Below are 14,364 nucleotides of genomic sequence, written 5' to 3' on the forward strand. Positions count from 1 at the left end.
CGGTTCAAAGCGATAGGGTCAAAGCGCATCAAAGGCTCCTAACCGTTTCGCAATCGCCAGATAGATGGCGATGATAAGGATCGGCACCAGCGAGAAGGCGGCGGCAAAGGGCAAGTTGCCCGCCGTCCCCTGCTGCATGTAGACCACCTGACCGATATACATGGTCGAGTTGCCGATGATGCCGGGGATGATGTAATCACCGAGGGTCAGCGAGAAGGTGAAAATGGAGCCCGCCACCACACCGGGCAACGCCAGCGGCAGGATCAGGTTGCGAAAGGTCTGGGCGGGTGTCGCCCCCAGATCGCTGCTCGCCTCCAAGAGGGATCGCGGAATACGCTCCACCGCCGCCTGAATGGGCAGGATCATGAAGGGCAGCCAGACATAGACGAACACGATAAAGGTGCCGAGCCGCGAGAAGGAGAGCGACGGGCCACCGATCACCGGCAGGGAGAGGATGGCATCGAGCAGCCACTCCAACCCCATGCTGTCGGCCAGCCAGCTCACTACCCCCTCCTTGGCCAAGATCAGCTTCCAGGCGTAGACCCGCACCAGATAGCTGGACCAGAGCGGCAGCATGATCCCCACATAGAACAGCGCCCGGGTCTTGCCACTGGTGTAGCGCGCCATGTAGTAGGCAACCGGAAAACCGAGCAGGGCGCAGGCCAGGGTCACCAGCAGCGACATGCCGACGGTGCGGCCGATCACATCCAGATTCTCCGGCCGTAGCAGGGCGACGAAGTTTTGCAGCCCCAGCTCGTGGCGCACCTGACCGCTGAACTCGTCCAGCCCGAACAAGGAGTTGGAGAGCAGCATCAGCAAGGAGCCGACATAGATGATGCCGAGCCACAGCAGCGGCGGCCCCAGCAGGATCGCCAGCAGCAGGCCGGGCCGACCATAGAGCAGGGTCGAGAGGCGCCGCAGCGGCCTGAAACGGGCAGGTTCGGGCTGATGGTTCATGGCAAGACTCGCACTGTGAGGGGCACTCATGGCTGCGCCCCCTGATGGGCGCCGCTCAGGCGATGGATGGCCTGCTCCGGCCAGCTGAGGCTGACCCTGCTGCCACGGGCCAGACGGGCCTGCCCCTCATTGGGGTGGTTGACGATGATCTCGAGCTGCTCCCCGAGATCAACCCGATAACGGACGAAGGGACCCAGATACTCCACCTCGCGGATCTCCCCCGACCAGCCCGGCGTGCCCGCCTCAGCGAGCCGGATCCGCTCCGGGCGCACCATCATCTGGCTGCCGTCACCGCACAGCCGTCTGGCCTGCTCCCCTTCGAACAGATTGACGGTACCGACGAAGCGGGCCACAAACGGCGTCGCCGGAGCGTCGTAGATGGTATCGGGCGCAGCGATCTGCTCGATCTTGCCCTGACTGAAGATGCAGATCCGGTCGCTCATGGAGAGCGCCTCCTGCTGATCGTGGGTAACGAAGATAAAGGTGATGCCAAGCTGGCGTTGCAGCGCCTTGAGCTCAAGCTGCATCTGCTCGCGCAGCTTGAGATCGAGGGCCCCCAACGGCTCGTCCAGCAGCAGGATGCGTGGCTGGTTGATGAGGGCTCGGGCGATGGCGATGCGCTGGCGCTGGCCGCCGGAGAGCTGGCTTGGGCGGCGCTTGCCGACCCCGGGCAGTCGCACCAGCTCCAGCATCTCATCCACCTTGCGGTAACGCTCCGCCTTGGCGACCCCCTTGAGCATCAGGCCATAGCCGATGTTGTCGCGCACATCCATGTTGGGAAACAGGGCATAGTCCTGAAACACGGTGTTGAGGTTGCGATCATAGGGCGGCACGGTGGAGCAGGGTTCGCCAAACAGGCGGATCTCCCCGTCGCTCGGGTACTCGAAGCCCGCGATCATCCGCAGGCAAGTGGTCTTGCCGGAACCGCTCGGCCCCAGCAGGGTAAAGAATTCCCCGGAGGGGATCTGGAAAGAGATGTCATCGACCGCCTTCACCTCGCCATAGTGGCGGCTGACCCGGTCAAATTGTACGGCGTTCATGGGGCATCCTTGTCTGTGCTGGGATGGGCCGGACTCCTGTCCGGCCCGCTTGATTATCCGCTCTCGGCAGTCGTGCAGAGGAGGCGCAGCTCCCCTGCCGTTGGCAAGGTGGCAGCGGTTCCGACCACCTTGATCACCCCGCCTTAGCGGCCGCCCAGAATGGCGATATAGTCGGAAACCCAGCGGTAATAGGGCACGCAAGTTCCCTGGCTCTTGCACTGGGAGACCGGAGTGCGCCAGAAACGAACCCGATCGAAGTTGTCGATACCGTTGGTTTTGCACCCGGTAGGGCCCAGCAGGGCATTGCCCTCACAGGCGGCAGGTACCACAGGCACCGAACCAAACCAGGCGGCGAGATCTCCCTGCAACTTGTTGCTCAGGGAGTGCTCCAGCCACTTGTAAGCGCAGGTGAGGTTCTTGGCATCGCTGTGCACCATGCTGGTATCGGCCCAACCGGTGACGCCCTCTTTGGGCACAGTGGTGGCGATAGGTTGCTTGTCGGCGATCAGGGCGTTGGCCTGGAACGGCCAGGAGCCTGACGCGACCACCCCTTCGTTCTTGAAGTCATCGATTTGAACGAAAGCATCATGCCAGTAGCGTCCCACCAGCTGGCGCTGCTTGCGCAGCAGATCGAGGGAGGCCTTGTACTGATCCTCGTTCAGCTCGTAAGGATCCTTGATGCCCAGGGCAGGCTGATGGGTCATCAGATAGAGGGCGGCATCGGCGATGTGGATCGGGCCGTCAAAGGCCTGCACCCGCCCCTTGTTGGATTTGCCATCCGCCAGAGTCTGCTCCTCGAACACCACGTTCCAGGAGTCCGGTGCCTTGGGGAACACCTTGGTGTTGTACATCAGGATATTGCCGCCCCACTGGTAGGGCACGCCGTAGTGCTTGCCATCCACAGTGTGCCAGGGGGCATTTTGCAGCCGGGGATCAATCTTGCTGTAGCTCGGGATGAGCGCCAGATTGAGCGCCTGCACCTTGCCACCGGCAATCAGACGCAGACTGGCATCGCCGGAGGCGGTCACCAGATCGAAGCCCCCCTCGTTCATCAAGGCCACCATCTCGTCCGAGGTGGCCGCCGTCTTGACGCTCACCTTGCAGCCGGTCTCTTTCTCGAATCCGGTCACCCAGTCGTAGTTCTTGTCGGTCTCGCCACGCTCAACGTAGCCAGCCCAGGCCACGATATTGAGCTGGCCTTCACCCTTGCCGAGCTCGGTCGGGGCAGCCTGGGTCTGGCCTGCCAGCAGCGCCGGAACAAGAGCCAGCATCAGAGGGGTCAATTTCATCATGCACTCCTTGCATTGTGTTGACTTGCATCAGGTGAAGGAACGCCACCATGGGCGTTAACATCCTGTTAACCAGCAATGAGCTTAGGGGAGTGGCAATACGATGAATATTTCAATTTTTGGTGGCTCAGGTATCAGCTAAATCGATATCGAGTGCAGATGAATCTGATTTTTGGTGGCTACCCCGCAAGAGATGGCTAGCGAGGGAGCGCCTGACGGGCCCGCAACCGGCTCTGATCCCGCGCAATATCGATAAATTCCCGCGCCGTCCAATCCAGCCGAGAACCACGGCGCCACACCAGCCCGATATCGATGGCGGGAATGGGCTCCTTGATGGGGCGCGCCTCGACCCGCTCCTGCTCCAGCGACCAGGGGCGATAGGCAAAGTCGGGCAACAGGGCGACCCCGAGCTGGCTTGCCACCAGACTGCGCACCGCCTCCACCGACGCGGTGCGCAGCACGATACGGGGGGAGATGCCGTAGCGACGCAGGCCGCCACCGATGATCTGATCCAGCTGATCGGCGGTCAGCGAGATCATCGGCTCCTCCCCCAGTGCGGTGAGCGAGAGGGTCGACTCGGCACAGAGCGGGTGGTTGGCGGCCAGCCAGAGCCGTAGTGGCGAGCGGGTCAGCAACTCGGTATCAAACGCCTCTTGGCGGATGGTGCGGTTGGTCATCAGGATCCCCACATCCACCTCGCCGTTGACGATCTGGTGCTCCAGAAAAAGCTGTTCATCCTCCTTCACCTCGATCTGTACCGCCGGAAAGGCGCGGCGAAAGCGGCCGAGCGCCTCTGAGAGGTAGTAACCCGCCACCAAGGTGGTCACGCCGATGGTGAGTCGCCCCTGATCCTGCTGGGCCACCGCTTTGAGGGAGTGGCTCGCCTCGGTCATGGCGCCGAGAATGCGGCGGGCGTGGAGCAAAAACTGGTGCCCCTGAGTGGTGAGGGTGACGCCGCGCGGATTGCGCTCGAATAGCGGGGCGCCGAGCTCGGTCTCCAGCTCGCGAATGGCGCTGGTGACCGCCGACTGGGAGATATGCAGCTCGGCGGCGGCACGGCTCACTGAAAAGCTGTCGGCCACGGCCACAAAATAACGGATCTGGCGAAAGGTAAAGTTCATCGGGCATCCTTGCCGATTGGTACTATTGGTGTGATTGGTAAGATTGACTGCCAGCTTAACCGTAAACGGGCGTCTCGCCAAAACCGGGCACTGCTGCCAACTCAATGATCTGCCGATTAAAACCATGCCCCTGCGGCTTGGCGAGCACGACAGGGGCATGGGTCATCGCAGCAAGGTGCAGACAGGGCTATCAGGATTTGTTGAGATACCCCGCCAGCTGGCCGATCAGCCGCTTGCGCAGCTCGCCGAGTTTGGGTTTTTCGTCCGCACACCAGGGCAGCGGACGGCACGTTTCGATGGTGCGCAGGCCAAGACGGGCGGTGAGCAGCCCGGCCCCCACCCCTTGCGCCGCGCGGGCAGAGAGCTTGGCGGCAAACTCGGCGCCCAGCAAGTCCATCCCCACCTCGGTCACCAGCTCGGTGGCACCGGCGTAGAGCATGTTGCGAAACACCTGACGGATGAGGCGTATGCGGCTCCAGTAGCCAAGTTCGATGGCATAGACATCGGCGATATCCTCGATCATCCGCAAGTTGCGCCACAACATCAGCATCATGTCGACGGTGGCGAGCGGGCTGAGCGCCACCAGAACAGCGGCCTCCCCCGACCATTTGGCCACCCGCGCCTGGGCAAGCTTGTCGCGTTCGCTCAATACCAGCTGACTGTAAAGGGTCAGCACTTCCCGATCGCTGTGGCTCTCGTCGAGCTGGGCCAGCCAGGTTTGATACCCCTCGCGCCCCTTGTCGCCACTTTTGACCGCCAACCCTTCGCAAAAGGCCTGCCCCTGCCCGACTCCCTGATGAGCAAGCAGATCTTCTGCTCGCGAGCGCACATCCTGACGCCGCTTGAGGGTGCGCAGCCGCAGCCACTCGCGCCCCACCACGCTGGCGGTCCCCGCCGCCACCAGCGCCGAGGCCGCCAGCCAAGCGCTGCCCCAGAGCGGGGTGGTGAGGAACTGATCGTAAAGAAAGGCGCCATACTGGCCCAACGAGAGCAGACCGACCGCCCCCAGCCCCCACGCCAGCAGCCGATGACGGCGACGCGGTTTGCTGACGAGGGCGCTCTCCACCTCGGTGAAATCGTCCAGCTCGTCGAGGCGCTCGAAGCTCGCCTCCTCCAGCCGCTGGGCCGGTGCGGGCGGTCGCTCGTCACTGGCCACCGTCAAGACTGGCTCAAGGATCACCTTGCCCTGCAGCGGTGGCCGCTCTTTTATCTGATCGTTCATCGCCTTATTCTCCTGAAAACAGTCTCCTGTGCGCAGCCTTCGGCTCAGGTGCCAAGACCGCACACCGTTATTCGAGGTGATCCCCGAGCAGAAACTCCAGCGCCGCATCGAGCCGGATATGGGGCAGCGCCTGATGGTGGCTCATGGGCATGGGGCGAAACGCCTGAAAATCAAAGCCCTGATTGTTCCACCACTGCGCAGGCGGAATATGGGGCGGCACCTCCCCGGGGAACAGCAGCAGCGGCTCACCGCTCAGGCTGGTGCCACGGATGGCGGGGAACTCGCGGCCATTGGCCACCCCCTTGCCAACTTCGGTCGCCTTGATGGCGGCGAGCGCCAGACACTCGGTGGTGATCCCCTCAAAACGGGCCTGGCCGCGGCCACTGCGCACCAGATGCTGGAGCAGGGAAACCATGGGCGCATGCTGTTCGGGGGTAACGTGATCGGCCTTGCTCGCCACAAACAGCAGCTTGTCGATACGGGGCGAGAAGAGTCGCCGCCACCAGTTGCTCTTGCCGTAGGCAAAGCTCTCCATGATGCGGGCGATGGCCTGCTGCATGTCGCCAAAGCTGGCCGCCCCGGCGTTGAGGGGCTGCAGGCAATCCACCAGCACGATCTGGCGATCAAAGCCTGCAAAGTGCTGCTCATAAAAACCCTGCACCAGATGCTGCTTGTACTGCTCGAAGCGCTGCTTGAGAGTGGCGTAAAGAGTGCCATCGGCGGGCTCGCTGTCAGGCATCTCCCACACCCAGGGGACAAATTGCAGCATGGGGGCACCGGCATACTCCCCCGGCAAGACGAAGCGGCCGGGCTGGATCAGGTGCAGCCCCAGCTCCTGTTTGCAAGCGTGTAGATAGGCGTTGTAGCGCTCGGCCAGCTCAGCCACCGGTCGCTCTTCGAAGCGCTGCTCAGCCTGCCACCCGGGTGTCAGCCAGCTGGCGGCGAGCGCCTGCAGCTCTGGGCGACGAAGTTGCTCGCGCACCTGTTCGCTCCACTGCTCGTAGTTCATCTCAAGGAGCGGCAAGTCGAGCAGCCACTCCCCGGGGTAATCCACCAGATCCACGTAGAGGGTCGAGATCTCCCCCAGATGCTTGCGCAGGGGATGACGGGTGCGATAACGGATTTCGAGGCGCACTTCGGCCACGCCGCGGGTCGGCTCGGGCCAGGCAGGTGGATCGCCAAACAGGGAGTCGAGGCCACGCTCGTAGGCAAAGGTGGGGATGTGGGCATTGAGCTGCGGCACCCGGCGGGCACCGAGGATGCGCCCCTGACGCAGGGCATCCCACAACGGCAAACGGCCGTCGATGGCCGCGTGTTCCAGCTGGTTGACCAGCGCCGTGATAAAGGCGGTTTTGCCGCTGCGAGAGAGGCCGGTCACCGCCAGCCGGATATGGCGATCCCGCACCCGGTTCACCACGTCGTTCGCCTTGTGTTGCAGGCGAGTCAACTTCTGTTCCAGTTTATTGAGTATCAAGGCTTGATCCGTTCTCCCTTGGTGGTTGCATCTGGATAGCTGGTGTCGATGGTGGCGCATCACGGGAGGCGCCGCCATCGACATGGGTGCTTCAGCAAGAACTACAGCTTGCGAAACTCCCGCTGCAGGGTGAACTCCCTGGAGGTCACCAGCTTCTCGATCCGCTGAACTCTGGGCTCCAACGCGTCAAGTTCCTGCGCGATGCGGCCCAGCGCCTGATGAGGGGTGATCCCCGCCTGCCAGCTGCGCGCTTTCATCCGCACCTCGGCAAAGTCGGCATCCTCTTGCGAATAGAGGGTGACCGGCTTTTTATCGAGCAAGAACCAGGCAGCGATATAGGCGGTGAAGGTGATGAAACCGGCGAAGATAAGGCCACTGATGGCGAGCAGCCGCACGATCCAGGTCTCCACCCCGAAATACTCAGCCAAACCGGCACAGATCCCGGCTATCTTGCCACGCTGGGGATCGCGATAGAGGTTACGCCCTTCACGACTGACACTGCTCATACCTTGTTCCTCCAACCGGGTACTTCCGCATCCAGAATCGATTCCAGCGCGCCCACTCGCTCCTGCATCTTCTCGGTGCGAGCCAGCAGCCCTTGCAGCTGTTCCCGCTCGCTATCGGCAAGACCGGCGCCAATCCGCCCCTTGGCACGATAGTGCAGCACCAGCCAGATGGGGGCTACCACCACCATGAAGACCACCATGGGAACCATCAATACGCCCAGCAGATCTTCCATCTGTTACTCCCCCTGTTTGCCTTCGCTTTTGCTGTCGCCCTGGCCCAGCTTCTGGCGCATGGCTTCCAGCTCACGACTTATCTGATCGTCCACTTCCAGCTCGGCAAACTGCTGCGCCAGCGCCTTGTCGGACTGTCCCAGATCGGCGCGCGCTTCCATTTCGTCGATGCGACGCTCCATCCGCTCAAACTTGCTCACCACCGCCTGGCTCTCGCCACGGGCTACCTGGCTCTGCACATTGAGACGGCTGCTGGCCGCTTCGGTGCGAATGGCCATCGCCTTTTGACGGGCGCGGGCATCTTCCAGCTTGGCTTCGAGCTGGCGGATCTCCTCACCCAGCTTCTCGATGCCGCTGTCGACCGCCTGCTGCTCGCGATAGAGGGTCTCTGACAACTCGGTCTGTTTCTTCTTCTCGATAAGGGCTGCGCGGGCCAGATCTTCACGCCCCTTGGTCAGGGCCAGCTCGGCCTTGGCTTGCCACTCGTCGACCCGCTCCTGATGGCGGGCGACCTGACGGCCAATCTCTTTCTGGCTGGCGAGGAAGCGGGCCAGATTGGAACGCTCCTTGACCAGCTCGTCCTCCATCTCCTGGATGATCAGGCGCACCATCTTCTGGGGATCTTCTGCCTTGTCGAGCAGGGCCGTCAGGTTGGAATTGATGATGTCGGCCAGACGGGAAAAAATACTCATGATTGCACTCCTGTTATTGGCATGGCGTTGTTTCTCCATTGACAATGGCAACTTGTGTGCCAATCTGGAACAAAATTTAACTTGTTGATTTATATGGGGCAGAATAGCCGAATTGCAAGATGTCTCGCGCAAGTGATGATTAAAATCACCAACTTTTGGTAAGATTGACCAGCTTTTACAACTGACAGGGATCACTATGACCACGGCCACGGAAAGCCTGCTGGGGGAATCCAACGCATTTCTCGAGATCATTGAGCAGGCCTCACGGCTCGCCCCGCTGCGCAAACCCGTGCTGATCATCGGTGAGCGGGGGACGGGCAAGGAGCTGATCGCCCACCGCCTACATTATCTCTCGGCGCGCTGGGATCAAAGCTTTGTCACCATCAACTGCGCCACCCTGAGCGAGAGCCTGCTGGAGACCGAGCTGTTCGGTCACGAAGCGGGATCGTTTACCGGCGCGGCCAAGCGCCATCAGGGCCGCTTCGAGCGGGCCGATGGCGGCACCCTATTCCTCGACGAGCTGGCCACCACCAGCGCCCGGGTGCAGGAGAAGTTGCTGCGGGTCATCGAGTATGGCGAGTTCGAGCGGGTGGGTGGGGCCAAGCCCCTCAAGGTGGATGTGCGGCTGGTCTGCGCCACCAACGAGGATCTCCCTGCGCTGGCCGACAAGGGGCAGTTTCGCCACGATCTGCTCGATCGGCTCGCGTTTGATGTGATCACCCTACCCCCCTTGCGGGAGCGGCGGGAAGATATCCTGATGCTGGCGGAGCACTTCGCCCACAGCATGACCGGGGAGCTGGGCTATCCGCTGTTTGCCGGTTTCTCGCGCAAGGCAACCCAGCTGCTGCTGGATTACCACTGGCCGGGCAACGTACGGGAGCTGAAGAACGTGGTGGAGCGCAGTATCTATCGTCAGGGCAATCCCCAGTTGCCGCTCTCGACCCTGGTGCTCAACCCGTTTGATTCCCCCTGGCGACCACAGGTCACGCAACCTGCGCAAGAGGCCCGAAGCGAGGTACAATCTGCATCCCCCCTCGCCTTGCCGCTCGATCTCAAGCAGGCTGTGGCGGAGTACGAGATTAATTTACTCAAGCAAGCGATGCAGCAATCCCAGTATAATCAGCGCAAAGCCGCTCAACTGCTGGCCTTAAGCTATCACCAGTTCCGTGGCATGCTACGCAAATATCAGCTGCTGGATGGCGATAACGATGCAGAACAAGAGTGAAGGAGCGCGGTTGATGCCGACTCCAGCAACACGCCAGCCTTCGCGCTGGCACATTTGTATCAAAACGTGCGTACAAAACCCCTATAAGAACATGGTTCAACAATGAGAATGCTCACACCCTTGCTGCTGGGTCTGCTGGTGCTGGTCACCGGCTGCCAGAAGCAACCCGAGGCCTCCAAAACCGGACTCATCTATTGTGCTGAGGGATCCCCCCTCTCCTTCAATCCCCATGTTTCCAACTCCGGGGTGACACTGGATGCCAGTGCCCGTCCGCTCTACGACCGCCTGCTGGAGGTGAACCCCAACACCCTGGCGTTGGAGCCGGCGCTCGCCACCAACTGGCATGTCAGCGAGGATGGCCTCACCTATACCCTGACCCTGCGCAAGGGGGTGACGTTTCACCATACTCCCTGGTTCAAGCCCACCCGCACTTTCAATGCCGATGATGTGGTCTTTACCTATGCCCGCCAGCTTGACGAGCAGCACCCCTATCACAATGTCTCCGGCGGCGATTACCCCTACTTCTACAGCCTGGGGCAAGATCTGCTGATCAAGCGGGTGAGCAAGAAGGGGCCACAGACGGTAGTATTCGAGCTGAACCAGCCGAACGCCTCCTTCCTCGCCACTCTGGCGAGCGACTATGCGGTGATCCTCTCCGCCGAATACGCCGAGCAGATGTTGCAGGCGGGCACACCAGCCCTGCTGGATAGCCGCCCCATCGGCACCGGGCCGTTCAGCTTCAAGGAGTATCGCCACAACGAGTTCATTCGCTATCTGCGCCATCCCGGCTATTGGGGCGGCGATGCCAAGATTGAACAGCTGGTCTACGACATCACCCCCAAATCCGCCAAACGGCTGGCCAAGCTGCTGACCGGCGAGTGCGACGTGATGAGCACCCCTTCCGCCAGCCAGCTCTCGGTGATCAAGCAAAATCCGGCGCTGAGCCTCTCGGTCCAGTCGGGGATGAACGTCGCCTTTTTGGCCCTCAATACCCGCAAGCCGCCGTTCAACAACGTCAAGGTGCGTCAGGCCATTGCCAGCGCCATCAACATCGACAACCTGTTGCAGGCGGTCTATTTCGATACCGGCCTGCCCGCCAACAGCCTGTTGCCGACCCTCTCGTGGGGGTACAACCCCAGCCTGCCCGAGCGCAAACCCGACCTGAAACGGGCGCGCCAGCTGCTCAAGGAGGCGGGACTGGAGAAAGGGTTCGAGATGCAGGTGCTGGTACAGCCAGACGCCCGCCCCTACAACCCGGATGCGGTCAAGACCGCCCAGCTGATCCGCAGCGATCTGGCCAAGGTCGGGATCAAGCTCAAGATCGTGCAACGGGAGTGGCCGGTGATCGAAGGCCGTCTCACCAAGGGGCAGTACGACAGTCTGCTCTCCGGCTGGATTGCCGATAACGCCGATCCGGACAACTTCTTCCGCCAGCTGCTGAGCTGCTCGGCAGTGGAGCGCGGCAACAACTACAGCCGCTGGTGTAGCCCGGCCTTCGATCAGTTGCTGGATGATGCGGTCACCACGCCCCAGCTCTCGTTCCGGCTGCGTAACTACTACTATGCCCAGACCCTGCTTAACGAACAGCTGCCGCTGATCCCGCTGGCGCACGCCTTGCGTACCCAGGTCAGCCGCAGCGACATCGAGGGGCTGACGCTGATGCCCTTTGGCGGCACCTCCTTCAACCAGGCTCACAGGGAGTAAGCATGCTTCTATACACCTTGCGCCGCATCAACCTGCTGCTTATCACTCTACTGGCGCTGACCTTTGTCGCCTACCTGCTGGACTATCGGCTGATCGGCAATCAGCTCAGCTTCTGGAGCGGCTATCCCGACTTCCTGCGCCGCATTTTTGCAGGCGACCTGGGGCTCTCCAGCGTCTCCGGGCTGCCGGTGCTGGACGAGATCCGCCACTACTTCCCGGCGACCCTGATCCTCTGTCTGGCGGCGTTCGCCATCTCGCTGCTGGTGGGGATCCCTCTCGGCACCCTAGCGGCCCTGTCACAGGGAAAGACGCTGGATCTCTCCATCATGACTGCCGGTCTTATCGGCTATGCGGTGCCGGTGTTCTGGCTGGCGCTGCTGGTGGTGATGCTCTTTTCGCTGGATCTCGGCTGGCTGCCGGCATCGGGCCAGATCAGCCTGCTCTACGACGTGCCCCCCATTACCGGCATCGCGGTGATCGATGTGCTGCTCAGCAACGAGCCCTGGCGACAAGCGGCGCTGCATGATGCCCTGCGCCACCTGATCCTTCCGTCACTGGTGCTGGCGGTAGTGCCTACCACCGAGGTGATCCGCCATGTACGCAGCTCCCTCATCGACGTGATGAAGCAGAACTACATCAAGGCGGCGGCGAGCCGGGGCCTTTCCAAGGCGCAGATCGTCTGGCGCCATGGTCTGAAGAACGCCTTGCCGCCGGTACTGCCGCTGCTGGGTCTGCAACTGGGTAGCGTGCTCACCTCCGCCATGATCACCGAGGTGGTGTTCGAGTGGCACGGGATCGGCCGCTGGCTCATCAGCAGCATCGCCCTGCAGGATTACGCCGCCATTCGCGGCGCGACCCTGGTGGTGGCCAGTTTCGTGATCCTGACCAGCGTCAGCACCGAGTTGCTGACCACCCTTATCTATCCGGCACGGCGCAAAGAGTTGTATGCCAAACAAGATTGAACGCGCTCATGGCGTGACCAGGAGCTAGGTATCCTATGCAAGATAAATCGAACATCTATCCCGAGCTCAAGATCCTCTCGCCCCTTGAGCAGACGTGGGCCTCCTACAGCCGCAATCCGTTGGCAATGGCGGGGCTATGGTGCTTTTTGCTGTTGCTGCTCATCACGCTGGTGGGGCCGCTGGTCGTCCCCTACGGCATCGATGAACAGCACACCGACAAGCTGCTGCTCGCCCCCTCATGGGCTGCGACCGGCAACATCGACTACTTCCTCGGCACCGACGATCTGGGGCGCGACATGCTCTCCCGGCTGGTGGTGGGGGCTCGTCTCACCTTCGGCTGTGCCCTTGTCGTGGTGGTGATCGCCATGGTGGTGGGCTCCGCCATCGGCATACTCGGCGGCATGAGCAAGGGGCTGAAATCGAGCGTGCTGCACCACCTGCTCGATACCCTGCTCTCCATCCCCTCCCTGCTGATGGCCATCATCATGGTTGCCATTCTGGGGCCGGGCCTTGGCAATACCCTGATCGCCATTACCCTGGCATTGATCCCCCCCTTTATCCGGGCCACTTACAACGCGGTGCATGCCGAGATGCAGAAGGAGTACATCATTGCCAGTCGGCTCGATGGCTCGCCCCCCTTCAGGATCATGCGGCTGGCTATTTTGCCCAATATCGTCGAGACCCTGGTGGCCCAGACTACCCGCACCTTGTCTGCGGCCATTCTCGATATCTCGGCAGTCGGTTTTCTCGGCCTCGGCGCACAATCCCCTCAACCGGAGTGGGGCACCATGCTGGCCGATTCGAGTGACCTCATCTATCTCGCACCCTGGACCGTCACTTTGCCGGGCATGGCTATCCTGTTCAGCGTGCTGGCCACCAACCTGGTTGGTGAAGGCATCCGCGAAGCACTCAAAGAGGGGAATGACTGATGCCGCTGCTCGATATTCGCAATCTCACCATCGAGATCGACACACCGCAAGGCAAGGTCAAGGCGGTGGACAAGGTGAGCCTGACCCTGACCGAGGGGGAGATCCGCGGTCTGGTGGGTGAATCCGGCTCAGGTAAAAGTCTGATCGCCAAGGTGATCGTCGGCATCGAGAAGGACAACTGGACGGTACGTGCCGACCGGATGCGCTTCAACGACATGGATCTGCTGAGCATGCCTCCCAAGGAGCGCCGTCGCATCATGGGTCGCGAGATCGCCATGATCTTCCAGGACCCCATCAGCTGTCTCGACCCCTCCGAGGAGATCGGCACCCAGCTGGAAGAGGCAATCCCGACCGATTCGTTCGAGGGGCAATTCTGGCAACGCTTCCAGTGGCGCAAGAAGAAGGCCATCGCCCTGCTGCACCGGGTCGGCGTCAAGGATCACCGCAAGGTGATGCGCGCCTATCCCCATGAGCTGTCGGATGGCATGTGCCAGAAGGTGATGATCGCCATGGCCATTGCCAACCAGCCGCGTCTGCTGGTAGCCGACGAGCCCACCAGCGCCATGGAGTCCACCACCCACTCCCAGATCCTGCGACTCCTGGACAAGATGAACAAGCTGGGCAATACCACCATCCTGATCATCAGTAACGACATCGCCGCCATCGCCAACCTGACCGATACCATCAACGTGATGTACTGCGGTCAGATGGTGGAAGTGGGCACCCGGGAGCAGATCCTTGAGACCCCGCATCACCCCTATACCGATGCCCTGCTCAAATCGATCCCCGACTTTGACAAGCTGGTGCGCCACAAGTCGCGCCTCGAGACCCTGCCCGGCGTCATCCCGCCACTGCAACACCTGCCCATCGGCTGCCGTCTGGGGCCGCGCTGCCCCTACGCCCAGAAGCAGTGCGTGCAGACTCCTTTGATGAACAAGATCAAGGGCCATCAGTTCAGCTGTCACTTCCCGCTGAACATGGAGGAGCCCAAAAAATGATGACCGTTAATGCC

Annotated in this window: 14 protein-coding genes; 5 read left to right on the forward strand and 9 right to left on the reverse strand. The window is 61.7% G+C overall.

What is annotated here, in order from left to right; genetic code table 11:
* Positions 1-18 precede the first annotated feature (18 nt).
* From ACTG2G_RS01670 to pspA, 9 genes are all read right to left on the reverse strand, one after another.
* Positions 19-987, reverse strand: coding sequence for an ABC transporter permease (locus tag ACTG2G_RS01670; protein ID WP_005346227.1), 969 nt, complete (start codon positions 985-987; stop codon positions 19-21).
* Positions 984-1,997, reverse strand: a complete 1,014-nt coding sequence (locus ACTG2G_RS01675) for an ABC transporter ATP-binding protein (RefSeq protein ID WP_139708577.1) — start codon at positions 1,995-1,997, stop codon at positions 984-986. The genes ACTG2G_RS01670 and ACTG2G_RS01675 overlap by 4 nt, the downstream gene beginning before the upstream one ends.
* Before the next feature lie 143 nt (positions 1,998-2,140).
* Positions 2,141-3,286, reverse strand: a complete 1,146-nt coding sequence (locus tag ACTG2G_RS01680; RefSeq protein WP_019444922.1) for an ABC transporter substrate-binding protein — start codon at positions 3,284-3,286, stop codon at positions 2,141-2,143.
* A 197-nt stretch (positions 3,287-3,483) separates the two neighbouring features.
* A complete protein-coding gene (locus ACTG2G_RS01685; RefSeq protein ID WP_429205033.1) occupies positions 3,484-4,407 on the reverse strand; it encodes a LysR family transcriptional regulator in 924 nt (307 codons plus the stop codon).
* Positions 4,408-4,597: 190 nt separating this feature from the next.
* Entirely contained in the window at positions 4,598-5,629 is a 1,032-nt protein-coding gene (locus tag ACTG2G_RS01690) for a YcjF family protein (protein ID WP_439985098.1), read from the reverse strand.
* A 67-nt stretch (positions 5,630-5,696) separates the two neighbouring features.
* Positions 5,697-7,103 carry a YcjX family protein gene (locus ACTG2G_RS01695; protein ID WP_439985100.1) on the reverse strand — a complete coding sequence of 469 codons (1,407 nt, stop codon included), beginning with the start codon at positions 7,101-7,103 and terminating at the stop codon, positions 5,697-5,699.
* A gap of 101 nt (positions 7,104-7,204) precedes the next feature.
* Positions 7,205-7,609 carry an envelope stress response membrane protein PspC gene (pspC, locus tag ACTG2G_RS01700; protein ID WP_005333670.1) on the reverse strand — a complete coding sequence of 135 codons (405 nt, stop codon included), beginning with the start codon at positions 7,607-7,609 and terminating at the stop codon, positions 7,205-7,207.
* Positions 7,606-7,842, reverse strand: a complete 237-nt coding sequence (gene pspB / locus ACTG2G_RS01705) for an envelope stress response membrane protein PspB (protein ID WP_005333672.1) — start codon at positions 7,840-7,842, stop codon at positions 7,606-7,608. Before pspB ends, pspC begins: the two co-directional genes overlap by 4 nt.
* A gap of 3 nt (positions 7,843-7,845) precedes the next feature.
* Entirely contained in the window at positions 7,846-8,532 is a 687-nt protein-coding gene (gene pspA, locus ACTG2G_RS01710) for a phage shock protein PspA (RefSeq protein ID WP_005361184.1), read from the reverse strand.
* 196 nt (positions 8,533-8,728) lie between these two features.
* Here pspA and pspF point away from each other — a divergent pair, with 196 nt between their 5' ends.
* The 5 genes from pspF to ACTG2G_RS01735 all read left to right on the forward strand — a co-directional run bounded on the left by pspF (position 8,729) and on the right by ACTG2G_RS01735 (position 14,350).
* Positions 8,729-9,757: a phage shock protein operon transcriptional activator gene (gene pspF, locus ACTG2G_RS01715; protein ID WP_421387834.1), complete on the forward strand. Its 1,029-nt coding sequence runs from the start codon at positions 8,729-8,731 to the stop codon at positions 9,755-9,757.
* A 108-nt stretch (positions 9,758-9,865) separates the two neighbouring features.
* Positions 9,866-11,461: an ABC transporter substrate-binding protein SapA gene (gene sapA / locus ACTG2G_RS01720; RefSeq protein ID WP_041202111.1), complete on the forward strand. Its 1,596-nt coding sequence runs from the start codon at positions 9,866-9,868 to the stop codon at positions 11,459-11,461.
* A 2-nt stretch (positions 11,462-11,463) separates the two neighbouring features.
* Entirely contained in the window at positions 11,464-12,423 is a 960-nt protein-coding gene (locus tag ACTG2G_RS01725; RefSeq protein ID WP_021231386.1) for an ABC transporter permease, read from the forward strand.
* A gap of 35 nt (positions 12,424-12,458) precedes the next feature.
* Positions 12,459-13,352, forward strand: coding sequence for an ABC transporter permease subunit (locus tag ACTG2G_RS01730; protein ID WP_216953434.1), 894 nt, complete (start codon positions 12,459-12,461; stop codon positions 13,350-13,352).
* The gene (locus ACTG2G_RS01735) at positions 13,352-14,350 is read left to right on the forward strand and encodes a peptide ABC transporter ATP-binding protein (RefSeq protein WP_227342654.1); all 999 of its coding nucleotides are present in this window, start codon (positions 13,352-13,354) and stop codon (positions 14,348-14,350) included. Before ACTG2G_RS01730 ends, ACTG2G_RS01735 begins: the two co-directional genes overlap by 1 nt.
* Positions 14,351-14,364 lie beyond the last annotated feature (14 nt).

It is taken from the genome of Aeromonas sp. 55A, assembly GCF_051919665.1.
Classification (GTDB): domain Bacteria; phylum Pseudomonadota; class Gammaproteobacteria; order Enterobacterales; family Aeromonadaceae; genus Aeromonas; species Aeromonas veronii.